The following is a 20,752-nucleotide window of genomic DNA, read 5'->3' on the forward strand; positions in this document are numbered from 1 at the left end:
GCAAATGCGAACATATATTCTAATAGAGGTGCTTGAGATGAAGAAAATGTGGAAAAAGTATTCCTATGCTATTATTCTTGTAGGTTTAAGCTGTCTATCTGCTTTGGTTCTATCAATTACAATGGATTCTCCGGATGAGAACAATTACATAAAAGTCACTGTTTCTCAAGGTGATTCAATCTGGAAGATTGCTGATCAATATAAAGAGGAAAACAATATGTCAAAGGATCGCTTTGTAAGCTGGGTAAAGCTCCATAATGAAGTTAATGGGGACAAGCTTGTTCCTGGCCAGGAGCTTGTTATTCCGGTAAAAGAAGAAATCTTATCTACTGGTGAACTTGCCAGTGCGGCAGGAGAATAAACAATAAAAAGAAAGCGGGCTGATTGCTTCGTGAATGCTATTATATATTGCAGAGTCAGCACGGATAAAGATACACAGGAAACCTCCTTAATCAGGCAGGAGGAAGAATTAACCCAGCTGGCCAATCAAAATCAATTTCAAATTGCAGAAATTATAAGGGAGCAGGCCAGCGGATATGACCTGGAGAGGGAAGGTATCCTTCAGCTGCTGGATGAAATAAGGAAACCTGAAATTCATGCAGTATTAATACAAGATGAAACCAGACTGGGGAGAGGTAATGCAAAAATTGCCCTCCTTCATTGCATTTTAAAAGAAGGAATCAAACTCTATAGCATCTCCCATAACGGAGAGCTGCAATTATCCGAATCGGATTCGATGGTTTTAAAAATAGTTGGAATGGTGGAAGAATACCAGCGGAAGCTCCATAATATTAAAATCAAACGAGGAATGAAACGGGCTGTGAAAAATGGCTTCAAACCCGAGCGAAATTTAAAGAACCAAGGAGAGGGAGCAGGCAGGGAAAAGATTGAAGTGCCCATAGACGAAATAGTGCGTCTTAAAAGAAATGGCCTCACTTTTGCCGAGATTGCTGCTACGCTTAGGGGTTTTGGATACCAGGTTTCCAAAGCTACCGTACATAGAAGATATCAGCAGCATATGGAGGACCTAGCTGCTGAAGACTCATATAAATCGTAAAGACCCTTTGGCTTGCCAATGGGTCTTTTTTTTAGTAAAATCAGTTGTCATATTTAGAAAAATAATTTGATCGTGTTGATCTAATAATAGAAACCTCAAGAAAGAAGGGACAAGCATGCTTTCAAAAGAGAAAATGAAAAGAATAAATGAGTTAGCGAAAAAAGCAAAGGAAAGTTCACTTTCTGAAGCTGAGGCTAAGGAACAATCTGCCCTTAGAAAGGAATATCTTCAGACCTTTCGCTCGTCCATGCTGGATACTTTAACGAATACAAAGATTATTGATCCGGAAGGCAATGATGTAACACCTGAAAAACTGAAGCAGCGCAAGAGAAATCAAAAACTTCATTAATGAGTAGGGGTACAGAAATGTACTCCTTTTTTTTTTTTCATAAAATTGTTCTGTTTGTGCCATGATAAAGAGGGAATAGGCAATAATGACTAATATTTTACAGATTTTAACTTTAAATTTAAACATGACAGCCTTGGTTTAAAGTGGCTGCGCTTACAACATTCACTTTTGTTGTATTAATTGCTTTAGACCTATAATATAAGGATGTAACCAATATCCAAGGTTAAAGAAAGGATGTAATTTATGTTTGAAACTATTGATGAGTTATCAGTAACGTCTATTCGAACACTTTCAATTGACGCTATCGAAAAAGCAAACTCAGGACACCCAGGTTTGCCAATGGGAGCTGCTCCTATGGCATACACACTGTGGACTCGTTTTATGAACCACAATCCAAATAATCCACAATGGTTTAATCGTGACCGCTTTGTTTTATCAGCAGGACATGGTTCCATGCTTTTATACAGCTTGCTCCATTTATCAGGCTATAACCTGCCAATGGAAGAGATTAAACAATTCCGCCAATGGGGAAGCAAAACTCCAGGGCACCCAGAATACCATCACACAGAAGGTGTAGAAGCTACTACTGGTCCTCTTGGACAAGGTATTGCTATGGCTGTTGGTATGGCAATGGCAGAACGCCATCTTGCAAGTGTTTATAACAAAGAAAACTATGAACTTGTAAATCATTTTACATATGCACTTTGCGGAGACGGAGACCTTATGGAAGGCGTTTCAGCTGAAGCTGCTTCTCTTGCAGGCCACTTAAAGCTTGGCCGCCTTGTTGTGCTTTATGATTCAAATGATATTTCCCTAGATGGAGAATTATCTCAAGCTTTCTCTGAAAGTGTAAAAGATCGTTTCCTTGCTTACGGATGGCAATATGTTCGTGTAGAAGACGGAAATAATTTGGACGAAGTGGCAAAAGCAATTGAAGAAGCAAAAGGTGATCTTGATCGTCCAACTATTATTGAGGTTAAAACTGTCATTGGTTACGGTTCTCCAAACAGAGCTGGTACTTCAGGTGTTCACGGCGCGCCACTAGGTGAAGATGAACTGAAGCTTACTAAGGAAGCTTATAAGTGGACTTTCGACCAGGATTTCCATGTTCCTGATGAAGTTTATGCCCACTTCAAAAAAATGATCGTTGAAAATGGCGAGAAGAAAGAAAAGGAATGGAACGATTCTTTCACTCAATATAAAAACGCATTCCCTGAGCTCGGCAACCAGCTTGAAAAAGCAATGGCAAATGAACTTCCTGAGGGATGGGACAAGGATATCCCAGTTTATGAAGAAGGAAAAGCAGTTGCAAGCCGTCAATCCTCACATGAAGTGTTAAATGGCATTGCAAAAAATCTTCCAACCTTTATTGGTGGTTCTGCAGACCTTGCTGGTTCCAATAAAACCATGATTAAGGGATCTTCCGATTTCTTGCCAGGCTCATTTGAAGGCAAAAACATCTGGTTTGGTGTTCGTGAATTTGCCATGGGTGCAGCCCTAAATGGTATGGCGCTACACGGCGGTATCAAGGTATTCGGCGGTACATTCTTTGTATTCTCTGACTACCTGCGTCCGGCAATCCGACTTGCAGCATTAATGGGACTTCCAGTAACATACGTGTTCACACACGACAGTATTGCTGTTGGTGAAGACGGCCCAACACATGAACCAGTTGAACAACTGGCGGCTTTAAGAGCTATGTCAAACCTTTCAATCATTCGTCCTGCGGATGGAAATGAAACAGCTGCAGCTTGGAAGCTTTCTATTGAGTCTGAAAACAAGCCAACTGCACTTGTATTAACTCGTCAAAACCTACCAACGATCAAGGATACTGACAAGAATGCTTATGAAGGAGTTTCCAAAGGAGCTTATGTGATTTCACCTGCTTCTAAAGAAACTGCAGATGCTTTATTGCTTGCAACTGGATCCGAAGTTGGTCTTGCTGTAGAAGCACAAGCAGTACTTTCTAAAGAAGGTATTGATGTAGCAGTTGTCAGCATGCCTTCATGGGATCGCTTTGAAACTCAGTCCAAGGAATATAAAGAGTCTGTTATTCCTAAAACAGTGAAGAAGCGCCTTGCAATCGAAATGGGTTCTTCATTTGGCTGGCACAAGTACACAGGTGACGAAGGCGACGTATTGGGTATCGATACCTTCGGAGCATCAGCACCAGGAGAAAAAGTAATGGCGGAATATGGATTTACAACTGAAAATGTTGTATCTCGTGTAAAAGCTTTGCTAAATAAATAATTATTTTTCAAACTAAGCTGTTTCAGAGACTGCCGATAGGGTGGTTTTTGGTACAGCTTTTTTGTTTGGGATTTTAAAAAAGATATTCACGCGTGGAAATGTCTCTGCTATGGCCAAATTCAAGACTTAATGCGCGAAAATATCCCTGCTATGCGTCAAATTCAAGACTTAACGCGCGGAAATTTATCTCATACACGCCAAAACGTTAACCTTACGGGCGTGCGGGCTCCGTTTTAGAAGTGTCGCAGACTTCATCCAAAATAAAAAAACTATTGACATATACATGAACACTACACTCTCACACGTGACAAGTTTTGGAAAAGTCCGCTATAATAAAATAAATAGTTGAATATTATGAATTCGACATTTTTTTTGCCGCCTTAAGACAAAATTTTTACGAGTCTTTTTTTATAATGAAGAAAATAGAGTTGCCTGGCGAAGGAGAGATTGTGGTGAGAAAGTATCGGCTATATTTAATAGAAGATGAATTTGCAGCACATTACTTCGGAAGAGAACGCATGTTTTTTCAATTGTTCCGGGAAAGTGAATTTTCAAAGGGCGAGTTAAAGTATATAACAGAAAAACAAATTAAGTTCATTACCAAGCCGATACCGGTACTGCGCGTTCACCAGATGATTCAAAAAAAACTTGGAAATGATAAAGGATTTAGTGCAGAAAATGGCACATATTCCATAGAAATAAGCGGAAAGCTAAGCAGGGCAACATTGGAAGTCCGTGGAGAGGCAATATATGTTGAAGGTTTAGGAAGCTATGAAGCCGAAACGGTCTTTTTTGAAGTGCTGCGCAAATGTGAATCTTCTTTTTTAGCCATCGATCTCGAGAAAAGCCGTTTTGGGTGGCTTAAGCCTATAAAGGAAAGAAAATTTGTCTAAATAAAGGCTGATATTGTATAATTGTGCTTTGTTTAGTACACTGTATGTTAGACAACATGAAGGAGGAAATTTAAATGGGAATTAACATTCTAGTTGGTGTCCTGGCTCTGGTAGTCGGTATAGCACTAGGATTTTTCATTGCACGTAGATACATGATGACCTACTTGAAGAAAAATCCGCCAATCAATGAACAAATGCTTAAAATGATGATGATGCAAATGGGTATGAAACCATCCCAGAAGAAGATCAATCAAATGATGGCAGCAATGAACAAACAATCGAAATAATAACGGACAAGCATAATGATACTAGTTCTAAAAAACCACTTTTTCCGGCTGAAATGCGGGGTAAGGTGGTTTTTTATTTTGAAAAAAATAATGCTAATAATTGGAATTGACTATTGGCTATATAAGTAATAACATTGAAAAGGTTTTTTGAAAAGAAGCATCTAGAGGGGAAGAATACATAATGAAAAAGTTTTACAGTGTATTTCTATTGGTTGCCGTCATTTTTCTTTGTGCTGCATGCCAAAATGCGGACAAGGCAGCGAGGGCAAAGGATAAAACCAAACACAGCGCAGCTCCGGCTAAGGAAGAAAAGAAGATTTATAAGTTAAATGAGGAAGGCTTTATGAGCAATGCTAAAGGTGAAAAAATATACTCTGTTACCATCAATTCAGTTAAAGAAGTCAAGATACCTGCCGAAGACATGGAATATGTTCCAAAGGATAGTAAGCAGACTGTTGTGGTGGACTATACCTATAAATATCTGAAAAAAGAGCCTAAAATCAAATCCTTACTGGTATATCAAAGTGATTTAACGGTCTATGATAAGAACCAGATGGCTGGAACCCATATCGATTTGCTGGCAAGTGAGTATCCTTTTGATTCTGAGCCTACTGAAATTTTACCGGGCAGGGCAGCAGAAACACATGGAGCCTACTCGCTTAAAACAGTTTCAGACACAGTGCAAATTGATTTTATTTCTCCATCTTTCCATAAAACACTAACTTTTGAAGCACCTATTCAAAAATAATAAAATGTAAAAGGCACTCATACTTTATGGGTGCTTTTTTCGTTTTTAGTAAATTATATATTTTACCTTGTGGTCACTCCGTACAAGTTATTGTAATCCGGTTCAGCGCCAAGCCCATTCGGGGTCATAAGTCAAATCACTCCAGAAATCAGGACAAGGAGAGTTTCGTCAGCAACCACATAGCACGTTGAAAAAAATCTTAGCTTTTTCGAGGATGGTGCGAATTTAGCCTTTCATCATTAAAGTAAGGCGTTTGCACTTTTTGTATTACAAGAAAAAATTTTTAATCTTTATTATTGCAAAAATATTTGGTAAAATTAAAATTCGGCGATATGGTGTTTTTTTCCTTAGTTTTCCGAAATAAATACATAGAAACAAATCTTCTCAGGGGGTTACGGAGGCGTTATATGAAAATATTTTTAGATTTAAAGTGGTTTTTTCAGCAAGAGAAAAAAGCCTATATTTCAGGGGTTTTTCTGCTTTTAGTGGTTGCGATGCTGCAGCTGGTTCCACCAAAAGTAATTGGGATCATAGCGGATGAAATCAAAGAGGGAACCCTGACAAAGGGTATTCTCATTCAATGGATTCTTGTTCTGGCTGGAGCAGGAATCGGTATGTACACCCTTAGATATTATTGGAGAATCATGATATTTGGGTCAGCCGTAAAGCTTTCAAAGCAGCTGAGAAATAGTCTGTATCAGCATTTTACGACGATGTCGCCGGCATTTTATCAGAAAAGGAGAATTGGCGACTTAATGGCACATGCCACTAATGACCTTTCAGCAATTCAGCAGACAGCTGGGGCTGGGGTTCTTACGTTGGTAGACTCTTTATCAACAGGTGGATTTGTGATTCTGGCTATGGCGTTTACGGTCAGCTGGAAGCTAACATTAATTTGTCTAATTCCTATGCCGGTCATGGTGTTTTTGACCAGCTGGTTTGGAACCATGCTGCACCGCACTTTCCATAAAGCACAGGAAGCTTTCTCTGACTTAAATGATAAAACACAGGAGAGCATCACCGGTATTAAAGTAATTAAAACGTTTGGACAGGAAAAGGAAGATATTGAAGATTTCCGCAGGCAGTCTGAGGATGTTGTTCAGAAGAATATTGTCGTGGCAAAAATAGATTCTTTATACGATCCAACCATTTCAATTATTGTCTCTATTTCCTTCTTTCTATCCATTGCGATTGGGGCTAAGTATGTTATCAATGGAGATCTGACAATTGGCCAGCTGATTTCTTTTACTACTTATCTAGGTTTGCTTATTTGGCCAATGCTAGCTTTTGGATGGCTTTTTAATATTGTAGAGCGAGGCCGGGCTTCCTATGACCGGGTTGCTGCTTTGCTTGCTGAAAAGGTCGATATTGAGGATAAGGAAGGCTTAACGGATGAAGTTCCAAGTGGCGACATTCAATATAATATAGAAGAGTTTACCTATCCAGGTGAAAATGAACCGGTTTTAAGAGATACCCATTTTGAACTGATGCAGGGAGAGACACTTGGAATTGTCGGCAAAACGGGCTCAGGGAAAACGACTCTATTAAAGCTTCTCATCCGAGAGTTTGATATAACGAAGGGCCAAATCATGTTTGGTGATAAAAATATAAGGGATTATAAGCTTGAAAAGTTGCGGGAAGCGATCGGTTATGTCCCCCAGGATCATTTCCTATTTTCAGCGACTATTGCAGAAAATATCGCATTTACAGATCCAACTGTTCCCTTTTCGCAGGTTGAAAATGCGGCAAGACTTGCGAATATCCATGATGACATTACACAATTTACGGATGGTTATAAAACAGTTGTCGGTGAGCGGGGAGTATCTCTTTCGGGGGGACAAAAGCAGCGGATCTCGATTTCCCGTGCACTTCTGATGAACCCTGAGGTATTGATATTGGATGACTCATTATCAGCGGTTGATGCCAAAACAGAAGAAGCCATTCTTTCTGCCCTAAAAGCAAATCGGGAAGGCAAAACAACCATCATAACCTCTCACCGCCTAAGTGCCATCCAGCATGCTAATTTGATTATTGTCATGGATGAAGGAAGGATAACGGAGCGCGGAACGCATGAGGAATTGATGTTTGCCGGCGGCTGGTACAAGGAAATGTATTTACGGCAGCAGCTAGAAGAACTGGTAGAGCATGGAGGGCACTAAAATGGAAAAAACAGAAATGCTGACCGAAAAAGAACAAAGGAAAATCCTTTTCCGGCTGCTATCCTATACAAAACCGTATAAAAAAGATATCATTCTCGCGTTTACGTTCCTTCTGATCACGACGCTTGGTGATATTGTTGGCCCCTATCTCGTTAAAATTTTTATAGACGATTACCTGACACCGGGCAACCTTGCTTACAAGCCATTGCTCATGCTAGGGATCGCTTATATGGGAATACAAGTGGTTAAAATGTTCATCCTTTATTTCCAGCTTGTAAAATTCCAGGAGCTTGCGCTGTTTATTATCCAGCGGCTGCGGATAGACGTGTTTTCTAAGGTTCAGGCCCTCGGTCTTAAATATTTTGACCGGACGCCGGCAGGAAGTATCGTCTCAAGGGTAACAAATGATACCGAAGCGATTAAGGATATGTTCGTAACCGTACTGGCAACCTTTATTCAGAGCGGATTTTTGCTAACGGGTATATTAATTGCCATGTTCATTCTGAATGTAAAAATGGCGCTTCTATGCGTCGTGTTTGTTCCTATTATTATCTTGGTCATGGCAATGTACCGGAAATACAGTTCTAAGTATTATCTCGGTATGAGGGAAAGGCTGAGCCAGATGAATGCCAAGCTTAGCGAATCTTTGATGGGAATGTCGATCATTCAGGTATTCCGCCAGGAGAGAAGGCTAAGAAACGAATTTGAGGATATTAATAACCAGCATTACGATGCCGGAATGAAAAATATTAAAATTGACGGACTGCTGCTAAGGCCGGCGATCGACCTGATTTATACCTTCGGGCTGATTATGGTATTAAGCTATTTTGGTATTACGTCTTTCACTGCATCTGTTCAAATCGGGGTGCTGTACGCGTTTATCAATTACCTGGACCGCTTTTTCGAGCCGGTTAATCAGATGATGATGCGTCTATCCCTTTTTCAGCAGGCGATTGTTGCAGGTTCAAGGGTGTTTAAGCTTTTGGATGATACCAGCCTTGCACCAGCTCAAATCGTTGACCAGCCAGTGCAAATCGGGCAGGGAAAAATAGAGTTCCAGAATCTTTCTTTTTCCTATGATGGTAAAAGGGATGTTTTGAAAAATATCTCCTTTACTGCGAATCCCGGTGAAACCGTGGCCCTCGTTGGCCATACAGGCAGCGGCAAAAGTTCGATTATCAATCTGCTTATGCGCTTTTACGAATTTGAGCGCGGAAAGATTTTAATCGACGGTGTTCCTATTCAGGGCTATTCAAAGGATGAATTAAGAGAAAAAATGGGGCTTGTTCTGCAGGATCCGTTCCTCTTCTATGGAACGGTCAAAGACAATATTCGCCTCCACGATGAATCGATAACAGACGAAGAGGTAAAGGAAGCTGCCAGATTCGTTCAGGCTGATGCTTTTATCGAAAAACTGGAGGATTCCTACGAGCATAAAGTGGTCGAGCGAGGTTCCACTTTTTCAAGCGGCCAGCGTCAGTTGATAGCTTTTGCAAGAACGATGGCAGCCAATCCTAAAATTCTCGTTTTGGATGAAGCAACAGCCAATATTGATACTGAGACAGAAGAAGCCATTCAGACAGCCCTTGAAAAAATGAGGAGGGGTAGGACAACGATTGCGATTGCCCACCGCTTGTCCACCATCCAGGATGCGGACTTGATTCTGGTCTTACACCACGGAGAGATTGTTGAGAGAGGAACTCATCAAGAGCTCCTTGCGTTAAGAGGGCTGTATCATAAAATGTTCCTTCTGCAAAACGGTTCTGTTGAGCGGCTAGAGGATGTAGTGAATTAATAAATAGATATTATAAAAAGCCTGGGGCGTCCCCCAGGCTTTTTTCGCTAATGAGAATTTACTTGGCGAATGCCAAGTTTTTCTAATCAATTATCATATGAAATTGTCTGACCTTAATTTTTTTAAAAATGCTGCACTTGGACTTTTTTAAGGAATCGTTTATCGTACTCGTTCAAAAGGTGATCAAGTTCCTGGCTGTACTTGATGGCGATGGAGGAACTTAAACCGTTTTTGGTCGCTATCAGAATTAATTCTGACCGCTTTTTTTCAATAAGCTCTAGTAATTCCTGTTTTAACACGGCCGAAGTTCCTTTCTGCAATCTATTAAAATGGAGTCTAGTGGAAATCCATTTTCAAGCCTTTTCTAGTATACCTGATATTGGTAACCAATTCAAAAGATATATGTAAATAAATATCCAATCAAAGAACCCGAATTTTGTACAGGGCATTATTAACTAAGTAATTAACTGTGGGACACAAAAGTTTCAAATCAGACATTAACAACTTGGCGTAAGTTTTGTTAAAATGGAGACAGTGAACAAAGGAGTTGTTTGATATGCATACTGATGTGAATTTCTTCCTGGCGCTTGGTGCCGGTTTTTTAAGCTTTATCTCACCATGCTGTCTTCCCCTGTATCCAGCGTTTCTTTCTTACATAACAGGGATGTCAGTAGGGGAGCTGAAAACAGAAAATGCCATGCTTCAAAAAAGAAGTATTTTGCATACGTTCTTTTTCCTGATCGGGTTTTCAATTATTTTTGTTGCACTGGGTTTCACAACCTCTTTCCTGGGACGCTTTTTCTATAATTATCAGGATTTAATCCGCCAGCTTGGTGCCATCTTTATGGTGTTATTCGGATTAATGGTAGTTGGCGTATTTAAACCAGAATTTCTTATGAAGGACCGCCGTCTTGAATTCAAGCACCGTCCTTCCGGATTCATTGGATCCATCCTGATAGGTATGGCCTTTGCAGCCGGCTGGACGCCTTGTACAGGTCCGATTCTAGGGGCGGTTCTATCCCTTGCCGCAACCAATCCTGGCTCAAGTATGCTTTATATGAGCGGTTATATTTTGGGATTTGTGATTCCATTCTTTATCCTTTCATTCTTTATCGGTCGTATGAAATGGATTCGCCGCAACAGCGCGAAAATCATGATGGTCGGCGGCTATATTATGATCGTAATGGGAATCATGCTGTTCTTTAACTGGCTGACTAAAATCATTATTGCCTTCCAGAGCTTGTTTGGTGGATTTACAGGCTTCTAAAAAAGCTTACTGAACAAGGCAAAGCAATAAATTGAAATTATTCAAAAAATCCGATATATTAAAGGATATGGTTCTAAAAAAGGCTGAAATTAATAGATTGAAAGATGGCATAGCGGTCTGAATGGATATGCTAGGGGGGTAACGGCATTGGCAAGGATACTTGTAGTAGACGATGCAAAATTTATGAGAATGACGCTGACCAATATGTTAGAAAAAGCTAACCATGATGTCGTGGGAGAGGCTGAAAACGGCAGCGAGGCAGTAAAACTTTATGAAGAATTAAAACCAGACCTTGTCACAATGGATGTTACCATGCCTGAGATGAGTGGGCTTGAGGCAGTAAGAAAAATTAAACAGGGCGACCCCGAAGCGATTATCATCATGTGCTCGGCAATGGGCCAGCAAAAAATGGTGGTAGAAGCAATTGAAACAGGGGCAAAAGATTTTGTTGTAAAGCCTTTTGATGAAGGACGGGTACTGGACGCCATAAATAGAGTGCTGAAATAAAAAGCCGTTTTTAAGGCTTTTTTCTTCTTTAGAGTGAAATTAATTATTACTTAGGTTAAAATGTATGATATAAAATAGAGTGAAACCAGTTAAATACAGTGTTAATATTCGCTGTCAATTTTATTTCGATAGGGATGATCTATATGAGCCATGCAGTAATTGCTTCTTCTGTTGGTGCTGCCTTGATGGCCGTAGCTGTTATGTTTGTGAGACTGAAAGCTGCAAAAAGACCAGCTTCAGCAAGGAAAATAATTCTTCCTCCGTTTTTTATGAGCACAGGGGCCCTGATGTATCTTTATCCGCCATTCAGACTGACAGGAATGGAAATCCTAGAGGCCGTTGTAGTGGGAATGTTCTTTTCCATTTTTCTTATTAAAACTTCTACATTTGAAATCAAAGATAACGGCATTTATCTAAAACGTTCAAAAGCATTTGTTTTTATCCTGATTGGCTTGCTTATCATCAGGATTGTTCTAAAGACCATCCTGAGTTCTGAAATTGATGTTACCCAGCTCAGCGGCATGTTCTTCCTGCTGGCGTTCAGCATGATCGTACCTTGGCGTGTGGCGATGTACCGTAATTATCAAAAGCTATACAGAGAACTTCATAGTGGAAGAAAAGCTTAAGCACCTGTTGACAGGTGCTTTTGTTTTGGAAAAACAAAAAACTGCCAGGCAGCCTGACAGTTTTAAAATAAATGTTCAAATGGAGCAACGCTAATTTTATTTTCATTTAATTTTTTACGTAAGAATTTGTGATCCCGCTTTGGTGTTGCTAGTATATAGCCTCGGATAACGAGATCTTCAGTGATACGAGGTGCTTTTTCTTTAAGGGCAAGTTCACCAATCTTACCGGCAATTTTATGCTTCGCCACATCACGGAATAATTCAGGGACGGGGCTAACCAAATCATTTAGCAAGGCTTTTTCTTCGTCGTGCCACAAATGGAGGGATTCATTTACAAAATGTTCTTCCCAGTCCATAACAGACTTTCCATCCTGCTTTGGCAGCTTTTTCAGGAACTTCCTGAACATAAAGAAACCGCCAATTGCAAATGATCCAACCAGGAAAAGAACCCAAAACAATATAAACCATAGAAACCAACCGTGCAGTTGCATTTTTTTTTCACCTACAAAAAATAAATTCACTTTATTATAGACTGTTTTCACTATATTAGACAAGCAAACGTCTATTATTGGTAATTAAGTGAAATATATTGAAAGACTACCTACTTTATTAGTATAATAAAACATGTTCTCATATGGGGCTGAATGGGGTACTGGTGTCCTCCACGGTCTTCAAAACCGCTTGTGACCTGCGTGCCAGGTCAGGTGGGTTCGATTCCCACACAGTCCCGCCAACCCAGTAATATCAAGGCTTTTTAACTATCATACATAGAGCAGGAGACCGAGTAAAATCGGTCTTTTTTTATTAAGTGGTGCCATTTGTCATTGGCTTACTCAAGCAATCCGTTTAAATGGTCGACGGCAATAACTTCAATTGAATCAGTCAGGTGAGAATAGGTGTCCATCGTTACTTGAATTTTGGAGTGGCCTAAGCGCGCACTGACAATTTTGGGGTGGACATTCTCCTTCAGCAAAATCGTTGCATGTGAATGCCTGAGATCATGAAACCGAATATCCGGAAGGTTCGCCGCTTTTAAACACCTTTTAAGTGCTCTAGTTATTTCAGTTGGAGCCATAATATTTCCTTTTGTGTTGCAAAAGACCAAATTATGAGAGTTAAATGAATCTCCGAGAATTTTTTCCGGGTGGTCGTTTTCTTTCTTGAGGTTTTGCAGAAGCTTGAATAATTCAGAAGTTAACCTTACCCCTCTGGGTTTTTCATTCTTTGGGATACTATTAAAAAAATATTTCCCGTTCGCTTCTGTAATGGTTTGGCGGATATAAACCTTACCTGTTGTAAAATCAACATTTTCCCAAGAGAGTCCAATTAACTCGCTTTTTCGCATTCCAGTATGGGCAGCTGCATAGATAACCGGAAAGTATACCGGGGTTTTTTCCTTTGCCATTTTCAGCAATTCATTGAGCTGTTCTACACTAAGTGTTTTCATTTCTGGTTTAACTGGTTTTGGAGGCTTAGCTCCTTTGGTCACGTTTTTATTAATAAATTCCCAATCGATTGCATCATTTAGCGCCTTTGACAGAACACGGTGATGGTGCGTGACAGTTTGAGCCGACAATGTTTGTAATTTTTCCTTATAGTAGTTTTGCAGCTCTATAGGTTTTAATTCTCTCAATGGGATGCGACCTAAAGAAGGGTGAAGATGAGTTTTGATGATCTTCTCGTATTCAGCAAACGTTTTAGGCTTAAGATTCGTCTTAGCGTAGTTTTCCAGCCAGTATTCTAGATACTCCCCTAACAACAACTTCTTTTCAACTACCAAGTTGCCTTTTTGTATTTCGAGCATTAATTCGGCCATGGCTGCTTTTGCCTCGCTGATTTTTTTAAAGCCACGTCTTTTAATTCTCTTCCGATTGCCATTCGAGTCTGTTCCAGCCTCCAAAACAAAATAATATGTTCCATTCTTATCTTTCTTAGGATAACCAGCCATTATTTTTCCTCCAAATAAAGCTGGACACCAAGCATTTGCACCTATTGTTATCATAAATCAATAGGGATAACTGTTGCAAATATCACTTAGTGATTAGCTTTAACAATTTTTCACAAAAAAGAATAGAGTTCGTAGACTGTATGGATTTGTATGAAAGGTTAGTTGATATCAGGAAAATAAGTACATGGGAATATTTATTGGAAAATAAAATAACCTTACCAACAATAGCAGAACTACCAGATAAACAATTAGATGACCCATCCTATATGGCCGAATGGTTGATGGCCGCTGTAATTAGATTTGACAATACTGAAGCGCCAATTCCAATGAAGATACAAGAAATTGATAAGCTAATCGATAATATTCTAGATAAGATGGAAAGAGATAAACGGAAATACAAAATAAAAGAGATCTCTCTAATTCCATATAGCCCGTGGAAAATTTTTGCAATACCAACACCAAATAGTGAAGAATCACACGCGTTTTCTGCAGAGTTTGAGATTAAGGTGCCATTCGCTCAAAATGATGTGATTGAATTAGAATTAACCCCTGATATTTTGCTTATTATTATAAATTTAATAAGGCAGCATATTTCTAAATACTTTTCAGAGTATGAATTGTTTATGGACCTGTTTCTGCAGTATTATACTTCGATTAATTTAGCTAAAACAAAGGTTGAAAAACCAGAGATTTATGATGAACAGTTTAGAAAAGATCAAATAGATAACTTAAAGAAATGGAAATTGGTTCTAAGAGAGTGGGTTGTTGAGCAGTCTGAAGAACTTTTTTACTAAGTGCCTTTAAGTGGTGTGTGAGGCGTCAATAACGCCTCATTTTTATTTTAACTATCATGAATATTTGTTTAAATATAAAAAAGAAGGATTTTAAAAGTATTTGTCGAACACTTAAGCAGCAAATTGTTGGAGGGGAGATATATTGACTGAAGTTAAAGTATGTTTGCATTGTGGAAATAAAACTCAAATGGAATTAATCAATTCCCATGAACATGAAGAAGGGGAATTTGAATATGACGATGAACAAGGGCCTTATCAAATAGGAGCATACTTTGAGAAGTATAATTTTTATAAGTGCCCGGTATGTAATAGGTTTACCTTAGAGCTAGAGGAATCTAATACATTTTATATAGAGTCAAATGGGGCTATGCCGGTAACAACAAAAATTCTTTATCCCGCTATAGAAACTTCCTTAAGTAAGTTGCCTTCAGGGGTAAAAGCAGCATATCAAGCAGCTCAAAAAGTAAGAAATATTGATGGGGCCATATGTGCGATAGCTATTAGAAGGACATTAGAGAAAATGTGTAAGGATCAAGGGGTAACTGGTAGGGACTTGTATACAAAATTAAAACAGTTATCAGAAAAGGGAATTATCCCGCCCATTTTGGATGAAATGTCCTTTCTCATCAAAGACATTGGGAATCAAGCTGCACATGCTGATGAAGGGGAATTTGATGAGCACTTAATAAACTCACTTCTCAAATTTACAAGTATAATTTTGGAATATGTTTATGCATTACCCAGTGAAATAAAAAAAATCCAAAGATATATGAGTACATTAACAGAGGAAAAAGAAGAGAAAGTGATTGGGGAAAATAGAAAGGATGGGGAATAATGGATAAATGTTTAAATTATATAGAAAACAGAATGATTCTTCCGCTAACTTATGATGGAGACTTCTTTAGTTTTATATCAGAATACATGGATAAATACAGAAATGATTTAGCAGACTTAGGTGCAGAGTTAGGAAAAGAGACAATCGATAAAATTAAAATGGTCAGTTTAGCTGTTAGTAGCGCTGTTGAAGAATATTTTAAGGGGAATCCTGCATTAGCCTACGAGAATTTTAGACAAGTTTTAGATTCTATTGAAAGTGAACTTACAGGGTTAAATGTAGTAAAAAACCCGTCCACATTTTTCCGTTTGAGAGAAAATAATCAAGGTCATAGTCATAGTTTTTCAAGGGGAGAAATGTTTCATATTCCCTTTGAGTTAAGGTCCATGGTTAGCACCCAGCGTTTTAGTATTCCGGGATTACCCTCCATATACTTGGGAAGTACATTGTATGTATGCTGGGAGGAGATGAATCGCCCCAACTTAAAGAATCTGAATTGTTCCTTATATAAAAGCACAGAAGGACTAACCCTAATTGATTTAGGGATTCCGCCTTTATACGTGGCAAAATACTCTTATCATCTACTAGAGGGAGAAGCAAATAAGAAAAAAGTGGAAGAGCTGCTGAAGACTTACTTTATACTTTGGCCACTTATTGCAGCTAGTTCGGTAAAGGTAAATAATAAACATCATCCTTTTAAACCGGAATACATTATTCCTCAATTACTTCTTCAATTCGTAACTAACGAAAAGGAAATCTTAGGTATAAGGTACTTGTCTGTCAATACGAGTAATTCAGTTAATAACTTCCCACTTCACCATAATTTTGTTTTTCCTGTCAAGACAGTAGCTGAAAAGGGGCATTGTAAAATTCTAAATGATTATTTTGAACTCACACCCGGTATACCATGGCAAGTTTTTGAAATTCATAATTCCTTAGGTTTACCTTCAGGTGAAACAAATAATCATGTGATGGAGTTGGCTATAGAAGGAATGCCACCAATACAGTATGGTAGAACAGACTTTGGGAAATTCGAACGCTTATTAGAAGAAAAGGTTTCTACTGGTAAGGTCAATATTTAACTCTGTAACAGATATATAGTTAATAAATGCATCTGTTTTGGGGAGGAGGAACAACAGAATAACAGAATGTTCATAATTCAACAATTCGACACCTTCCGATTAAGTTACAAAAAATGTATAATTTAGAAGGTTTTTCTTTTTGTATAGATTTCAATTCATCAACATATACAGCCAAGATATACTTCAAGAGCATACCTACGATAAACCAAATCATATCGAAAGGATAATTAAAACGCTTGAAAACCGTCCATCAGTTGGCCCCAATTATTTATATCACAATTATAGAAGGACAATAGAAACTGAATTTACACAATGTCGAAAGAAGAAAAAGCGTACTTGTACAGAATATTTTTCAAGACAAGGTTGTGCAAATTCCAAGCAAAAATAAAAGAAAGCCAACTCTAGGAATATGGGCTCTAGACATTCATCGGTCTAGGGTATTTTTTATGGCCCCCTTAACTGTTTGAAGTATATAGATTTGTGCAAAGAAACTACGATAGTATTTACTAACCGCTATGGCGAATGATCCCATATTCGGTAAGTTGGCACGTAAGAATAATGATATTGCTGGAGATGAAATATTTAATATAGCTAAAAACCAAGCAGAATTATTGAAGTTATATACTTGGGTAGTCGAGATTGGTACGATAGACAGCAGTGGTTTTACCCCCTGGGAACAGGGAACCGGATTTTTTTAAAGAGGAGTAGGCTTCGTCACTAATGCGCATGTTGTTAGGATTTATAAAGAAAATAAAAATTCGGTTGACCCTTTGCACATTCGAATTCATAGATCTCGCTATGCTCCTGAAAGGGTTAATGCTGATCTGGTTAAATATAATGCGGAAAAAGATATCGCGATTTTAAAAGTCGAAGGTTATGAAAACGACTACGGTTTTGAATATAATACCCATAATGAAAGTGAACAGGAAATCAGGGTTATCGGTTATCCAAATCATAATATTGTAGATTCTTTAGGAGTGGATCAAGGCCATATAAGACAATATAGGAATCATTTTATGGAGTTTACATTTAACCAAGAAACAGGAGAATTAGACGCATTCCAAGAACGTTTTATTGTAAGTGCAAGAATTGTTTATGGTAACAGTGGTGGTCCGATAGTAAATAGCTGCAATGAAGTTGTCGGTGTTGCCACCAAAGGATTCAAACGGCTCACTGAAAGCGGGATAGATGAGGATACAGAAGTAAGTTTGCTGTGGAAATTTGAGATGTAGTGGAATTTGCCCAACGTGGAAATTCAACACCTACTACTGTATAGATTCAGTAATAGTATAACTCTATTGAATAATGGCCATATTCTGGTGGCAAAATGGTGGCGAAAATTAGCCTGTTGCCACACATTCTACCAACTAAAACGTATTTCACAGGAATAAAACTAACTATAACAATACACGCATATATGATCTGTTATATTCTTACTCGTTTTTCTAGCTTGACAGGGTTGTGCTAAATATAACAAACGATTGAAATGAATTGACACAAAAGCTTGACATCTATTTTAACCAACGGTGTCATAACTTAAAAGTTTTGACACTGAAAATGATAACCAGTATAATCAATGATTATAACGGTGTCATAAATTAGTGTCATAATTAAGAGGTGTATTTATGAAATATGGTTATGCACGTGTATCAACACAGGGGCAGGATTTGCAGGCGCAATTAGAGGCATTAGAAAAAGAAGTGTGTGAGAAGATTTATTCGGAGAAGTTCACCGGAACAAAGGCAGATAGACCACAATTTAAAGCTTTGCTGTCTACGTTAGAGGAAGGGGATACTTTAGTTGTAACGAAACTGGACCGCTTTGCCAGGTCGACATCTGAAGCTTTAATGATTGTCAAAAAGCTCTTTGAGCGTGGCGTAAAGGTGCACGTATTAAATATGGGCCTGATTGAAAATACACCAACGGGGCGTCTTATATTTACCATAATGAGTGGCTTTGCTGAGTTTGAACGAGATCTTATCGTAGAACGGACACAAGAAGGAAAGGCAATTGCGAGGCAACGCCAAGACTACCGTGAGGGAAGGCCGCGCAAATTTACAAAGAGACAGATAGAGCACGCACTGGCGTTGCTTAAAGAACATTCGTATAAGCAAGTGGAGGATATGACAGGAATTTCAAAAAGCACATTAATAAGAGCAAATCGTAAGGCCGTCCATTGATGGGCGGTTTTTATTTGCATAGCATACGGTTCTGAATCTTTCGGAACAACAAAGCTTTTTTCAAACCCTTTTGAAACTTTCAGAACTGGTTATATCAATAAAAGCGTTGACCATATTGAACTAAGTCAGACTAACGGATGGGCTCTAACGCACCATAGTTCATCGACCTTCCTCTCCCAGCCGTAGAATCAGTATTGAGTCCATTTTCATTCTCTGTGGTGAAGCGCAGATTTTGCGATTCATGGATGGCTAACGGGGGCTTATGTTGAGTATTGGTGCTCACTGCGGCAGCATCTTTTTTCTTTGTATGCTAACGGGCAGTATTGTTAAATAAGCTAAACTGTTTTTTTGAATTTGTTGAATTATATTCCTTAAAAAACGACCTGAGTCCGTTACAAATATGGACTAAGGTCGTTCGGGTTTTCCAAAAACATTGTTGACTATTCCAAGTTCCTATCTAACAACGCTCCTGTTTGTTCTGCAATGACTCGAGCTGGTAGAGGCATTCCATTCCTGAACCACCATTCCACTGCCCCTACGATTGCTGAACCAAAAAATTGAAGAATAACTTCTATATTTAACCCTTTATTTTTTCCTTCGGTATTATCTACTTCAGCCTTATACTCTTCGATGACTAAATCAAGAAACCGACTACGAAAATAAGGGGCACCTTTACTGGCTAACATCGTTGAAAAGAAAAAATAATTACGCTCAAAGTATTCGAACCAGACATAATTTCCTTCTTGAAATGTCATCTCAGATGCCGATTGGCATAGCTCTCGGAGATTTTCCATGTGTTCTTCAATCATCTTATCCAGGAGATCGTATTTATCTGTGTAATGAAGATAAATTGTTCCTCTATTCACATCGGCCCTGTCAGCAATATCCTGAATGGTAATGTCATCAAAACTTTTTTCAGACATCAGTTCAGTTACTGCTTTTTTTATAGCTACTTGGCTCTTGGCTATTCTTCTATCTACTTTTGACATTTTAATTCACCAATCTTTCTGCCGATAATCAACAATTTTGATTGATTTGTTGAGTAATCAACGAATTGCGCGAAATTAACCATTGATAGTATGAAGGGTTTTTTTATAATTATAAACAGATGTTGATTAATCAATCAATATTAATTTTTAAAAGCATCAAGTTGCAGCTGATTTTTGGAATAAAAAAAGTAAATTAAATTCAGACAGGAGGTTTTTTATGGACCGCATTGAAAAAAGCAAAGAAAAATATAAACAACTATTTGGAAATGGAGTACCAGCCGCATATGCTACCGATCCTGATTTTCAGGACATCCTTAGCCGTTTCATTTTTGGGGAAGTATTCTATCAAGGAAATCTGGATGATAAGCAACGCGAGTTAATCACATTGGTTGTGCTTACCACGAACCAGACATTGCCTCAGCTTAAAGCACATGTAGTTGCCTCACTGAACGTCGGGCTTACACCTGTAGAAATCAAAGAGGCAGTTTATCAATGTGCTCCATACATCGGATTTCCCAAAACATTAAACGCCATCAATGAAGTCAATGAGGTTTTCAAAGCTATGAATATCGCATTACCAGTTGAAAGCCAAAAGACTGTAGATGAAAAAACTCGCTTTGACAAGGGACTTTCCGTACAGGTAGAGATTTTTGGTGATGTGATTGCAAAAATGCAAGAAAGTGCCCCGTCAAATCAAAAGCATATGCAGGCATACCTTTCCGCATTTTGTTTCGGAGATTTTTACACTCGCGGCGGACTGGATTTGAAAACACGTGAGTTGTTGACACTCTGCATCATAAGTGCACTGGGAGGTGCGGAAAGCCAAGTAAAGTCACATGTACTTGGTAACAAAAATGTAGGTAATAACAAAGAAACAATGATCACTGCTCTCACTCACTGCCTCCCTTATATTGGATTTCCGAGAACGCTTAACGCATTAAGTTGTGTTAATGAAGTTATTCCTGAAAATTAAAAAGTATATAACA

At 38.6% G+C, this 20,752-nt stretch carries 21 protein-coding genes, 1 tRNA gene and 1 pseudogene; 19 read left to right on the top strand and 4 right to left on the bottom strand.

What is annotated here, in order from left to right:
- Positions 1–37 precede the first annotated feature (37 nt).
- From yneA to G8761_RS04635, 9 genes are all read left to right on the top strand, one after another.
- Entirely contained in the window at positions 38–361 is a 324-nt protein-coding gene (yneA, locus tag G8761_RS04595; protein WP_166024112.1) for a cell division suppressor protein YneA, read from the top strand.
- Between the two features lie 30 nt (positions 362–391).
- Positions 392–1,057, top strand: coding sequence for a YneB family resolvase-like protein (locus G8761_RS04600; RefSeq protein WP_166024114.1), 666 nt, complete (start codon positions 392–394; stop codon positions 1,055–1,057).
- A 115-nt stretch (positions 1,058–1,172) separates the two neighbouring features.
- Positions 1,173–1,406: a DUF896 domain-containing protein gene (locus tag G8761_RS04605; RefSeq protein ID WP_166024116.1), complete on the top strand. Its 234-nt coding sequence runs from the start codon at positions 1,173–1,175 to the stop codon at positions 1,404–1,406.
- Positions 1,407–1,649: 243 nt separating this feature from the next.
- A complete protein-coding gene (gene tkt, locus G8761_RS04610; protein ID WP_166024118.1) occupies positions 1,650–3,656 on the top strand; it encodes a transketolase in 2,007 nt (668 codons plus the stop codon).
- A 452-nt stretch (positions 3,657–4,108) separates the two neighbouring features.
- Positions 4,109–4,549, top strand: coding sequence for a sporulation inhibitor of replication protein SirA (gene sirA / locus G8761_RS04615; RefSeq protein WP_166024120.1), 441 nt, complete (start codon positions 4,109–4,111; stop codon positions 4,547–4,549).
- Positions 4,550–4,623: 74 nt separating this feature from the next.
- The gene (locus G8761_RS04620; protein WP_166024122.1) at positions 4,624–4,836 is read left to right on the top strand and encodes a YneF family protein; all 213 of its coding nucleotides are present in this window, start codon (positions 4,624–4,626) and stop codon (positions 4,834–4,836) included.
- Positions 4,837–5,017: 181 nt separating this feature from the next.
- On the top strand, positions 5,018–5,584 hold the full coding sequence (locus G8761_RS04625) for a hypothetical protein (RefSeq protein WP_166024124.1): 567 nt from the start codon (positions 5,018–5,020) through the stop codon (positions 5,582–5,584).
- 407 nt (positions 5,585–5,991) lie between these two features.
- A complete protein-coding gene (locus G8761_RS04630; protein ID WP_166024126.1) occupies positions 5,992–7,743 on the top strand; it encodes an ABC transporter transmembrane domain-containing protein in 1,752 nt (583 codons plus the stop codon).
- Between the two features lies 1 nt (position 7,744).
- Positions 7,745–9,538, top strand: coding sequence for an ABC transporter ATP-binding protein (locus G8761_RS04635; RefSeq protein WP_166024128.1), 1,794 nt, complete (start codon positions 7,745–7,747; stop codon positions 9,536–9,538).
- 122 nt (positions 9,539–9,660) lie between these two features.
- Here the strand turns inward: G8761_RS04635 and G8761_RS04640 are convergent, their stop codons facing one another.
- Positions 9,661–9,837, bottom strand: coding sequence for a Spo0E family sporulation regulatory protein-aspartic acid phosphatase (locus G8761_RS04640; protein WP_166024130.1), 177 nt, complete (start codon positions 9,835–9,837; stop codon positions 9,661–9,663).
- A 257-nt stretch (positions 9,838–10,094) separates the two neighbouring features.
- Between G8761_RS04640 and G8761_RS04645 the strand changes: the two genes are divergently transcribed.
- The 3 genes from G8761_RS04645 (at position 10,095) to G8761_RS04655 (ending at position 11,938) form a co-directional block, all read left to right on the top strand.
- A complete protein-coding gene (locus tag G8761_RS04645) occupies positions 10,095–10,805 on the top strand; it encodes a cytochrome c biogenesis CcdA family protein (RefSeq protein ID WP_166024132.1) in 711 nt (236 codons plus the stop codon).
- A 147-nt stretch (positions 10,806–10,952) separates the two neighbouring features.
- The gene (locus G8761_RS04650; protein ID WP_166024134.1) at positions 10,953–11,312 is read left to right on the top strand and encodes a response regulator; all 360 of its coding nucleotides are present in this window, start codon (positions 10,953–10,955) and stop codon (positions 11,310–11,312) included.
- A gap of 143 nt (positions 11,313–11,455) precedes the next feature.
- Entirely contained in the window at positions 11,456–11,938 is a 483-nt protein-coding gene (locus G8761_RS04655; protein ID WP_166024136.1) for a CcdC family protein, read from the top strand.
- A 62-nt stretch (positions 11,939–12,000) separates the two neighbouring features.
- Here the strand turns inward: G8761_RS04655 and G8761_RS04660 are convergent, their stop codons facing one another.
- A complete protein-coding gene (locus tag G8761_RS04660; protein ID WP_166024138.1) occupies positions 12,001–12,429 on the bottom strand; it encodes a DUF2621 domain-containing protein in 429 nt (142 codons plus the stop codon).
- A 145-nt stretch (positions 12,430–12,574) separates the two neighbouring features.
- On the opposite strand from G8761_RS04660, the gene G8761_RS04665 reads away from it, so the two are divergent.
- A tRNA-Sec gene (locus tag G8761_RS04665) sits at positions 12,575–12,671 on the top strand.
- A gap of 96 nt (positions 12,672–12,767) precedes the next feature.
- Here the strand turns inward: G8761_RS04665 and G8761_RS04670 are convergent.
- A complete protein-coding gene (locus tag G8761_RS04670; protein ID WP_166024140.1) occupies positions 12,768–13,886 on the bottom strand; it encodes a site-specific integrase in 1,119 nt (372 codons plus the stop codon).
- Positions 13,887–14,026: 140 nt separating this feature from the next.
- On the opposite strand from G8761_RS04670, the gene G8761_RS04675 reads away from it, so the two are divergent.
- From G8761_RS04675 to G8761_RS04695, 5 genes and pseudogenes are all read left to right on the top strand, one after another.
- Complete coding sequence (locus G8761_RS04675) at positions 14,027–14,680, top strand: hypothetical protein (protein WP_166024142.1); 654 nt, start codon at positions 14,027–14,029, stop codon at positions 14,678–14,680.
- 142 nt (positions 14,681–14,822) lie between these two features.
- A complete protein-coding gene (locus G8761_RS04680; RefSeq protein WP_166024144.1) occupies positions 14,823–15,515 on the top strand; it encodes a DUF4145 domain-containing protein in 693 nt (230 codons plus the stop codon).
- Positions 15,515–16,597: a hypothetical protein gene (locus tag G8761_RS04685; protein ID WP_166024146.1), complete on the top strand. Its 1,083-nt coding sequence runs from the start codon at positions 15,515–15,517 to the stop codon at positions 16,595–16,597. The genes G8761_RS04680 and G8761_RS04685 overlap by 1 nt, the downstream gene beginning before the upstream one ends.
- A gap of 719 nt (positions 16,598–17,316) precedes the next feature.
- Positions 17,317–17,829 (top strand): annotated as a pseudogene (locus tag G8761_RS04690) (S1 family peptidase); the annotation flags it as partial.
- Positions 17,830–18,222: 393 nt separating this feature from the next.
- Complete coding sequence (locus G8761_RS04695) at positions 18,223–18,777, top strand: recombinase family protein (RefSeq protein ID WP_166024149.1); 555 nt, start codon at positions 18,223–18,225, stop codon at positions 18,775–18,777.
- Positions 18,778–19,217: 440 nt separating this feature from the next.
- Here the strand turns inward: G8761_RS04695 and G8761_RS04700 are convergent, their stop codons facing one another.
- A complete protein-coding gene (locus G8761_RS04700; RefSeq protein WP_166024152.1) occupies positions 19,218–19,766 on the bottom strand; it encodes a TetR/AcrR family transcriptional regulator in 549 nt (182 codons plus the stop codon).
- A 217-nt stretch (positions 19,767–19,983) separates the two neighbouring features.
- Between G8761_RS04700 and G8761_RS04705 the strand changes: the two genes are divergently transcribed.
- Entirely contained in the window at positions 19,984–20,739 is a 756-nt protein-coding gene (locus G8761_RS04705; RefSeq protein ID WP_166024154.1) for a carboxymuconolactone decarboxylase family protein, read from the top strand.
- The last annotated feature ends 13 nt before the right edge of the window (positions 20,740–20,752 follow it).

It is taken from the genome of Neobacillus terrae (genome assembly GCF_011393025.1).
GTDB lineage: Bacteria > Bacillota > Bacilli > Bacillales > Cytobacillaceae > Neobacillus_A > Neobacillus_A terrae.

Bases quoted from the DNA above. Each gene is read 5' to 3' on its own strand.
- yneA (WP_166024112.1), top strand. From the start codon at position 38: ATGAAGAAAATGTGGAAAAAGTATTCCTATGCTATTATTCTTGTAGGT.
- G8761_RS04705 (WP_166024154.1), top strand. From the start codon at position 19,984: ATGGACCGCATTGAAAAAAGCAAAGAAAAATATAAACAACTATTTGGA.
- G8761_RS04625 (WP_166024124.1), top strand. From the start codon at position 5,018: ATGAAAAAGTTTTACAGTGTATTTCTATTGGTTGCCGTCATTTTTCTT.
- tkt (WP_166024118.1), top strand. From the start codon at position 1,650: ATGTTTGAAACTATTGATGAGTTATCAGTAACGTCTATTCGAACACTT.
- G8761_RS04700 (WP_166024152.1), bottom strand. From the start codon at position 19,766: ATGTCAAAAGTAGATAGAAGAATAGCCAAGAGCCAAGTAGCTATAAAA.
- G8761_RS04635 (WP_166024128.1), top strand. From the start codon at position 7,745: ATGGAAAAAACAGAAATGCTGACCGAAAAAGAACAAAGGAAAATCCTT.
- G8761_RS04695 (WP_166024149.1), top strand. From the start codon at position 18,223: ATGAAATATGGTTATGCACGTGTATCAACACAGGGGCAGGATTTGCAG.
- G8761_RS04685 (WP_166024146.1), top strand. From the start codon at position 15,515: ATGGATAAATGTTTAAATTATATAGAAAACAGAATGATTCTTCCGCTA.
- G8761_RS04645 (WP_166024132.1), top strand. From the start codon at position 10,095: ATGCATACTGATGTGAATTTCTTCCTGGCGCTTGGTGCCGGTTTTTTA.
- G8761_RS04655 (WP_166024136.1), top strand. From the start codon at position 11,456: ATGAGCCATGCAGTAATTGCTTCTTCTGTTGGTGCTGCCTTGATGGCC.
- G8761_RS04605 (WP_166024116.1), top strand. From the start codon at position 1,173: ATGCTTTCAAAAGAGAAAATGAAAAGAATAAATGAGTTAGCGAAAAAA.
- G8761_RS04620 (WP_166024122.1), top strand. From the start codon at position 4,624: ATGGGAATTAACATTCTAGTTGGTGTCCTGGCTCTGGTAGTCGGTATA.
- G8761_RS04675 (WP_166024142.1), top strand. From the start codon at position 14,027: ATGGATTTGTATGAAAGGTTAGTTGATATCAGGAAAATAAGTACATGG.
- G8761_RS04670 (WP_166024140.1), bottom strand. From the start codon at position 13,886: ATGGCTGGTTATCCTAAGAAAGATAAGAATGGAACATATTATTTTGTT.
- G8761_RS04630 (WP_166024126.1), top strand. From the start codon at position 5,992: ATGAAAATATTTTTAGATTTAAAGTGGTTTTTTCAGCAAGAGAAAAAA.
- G8761_RS04660 (WP_166024138.1), bottom strand. From the start codon at position 12,429: ATGCAACTGCACGGTTGGTTTCTATGGTTTATATTGTTTTGGGTTCTT.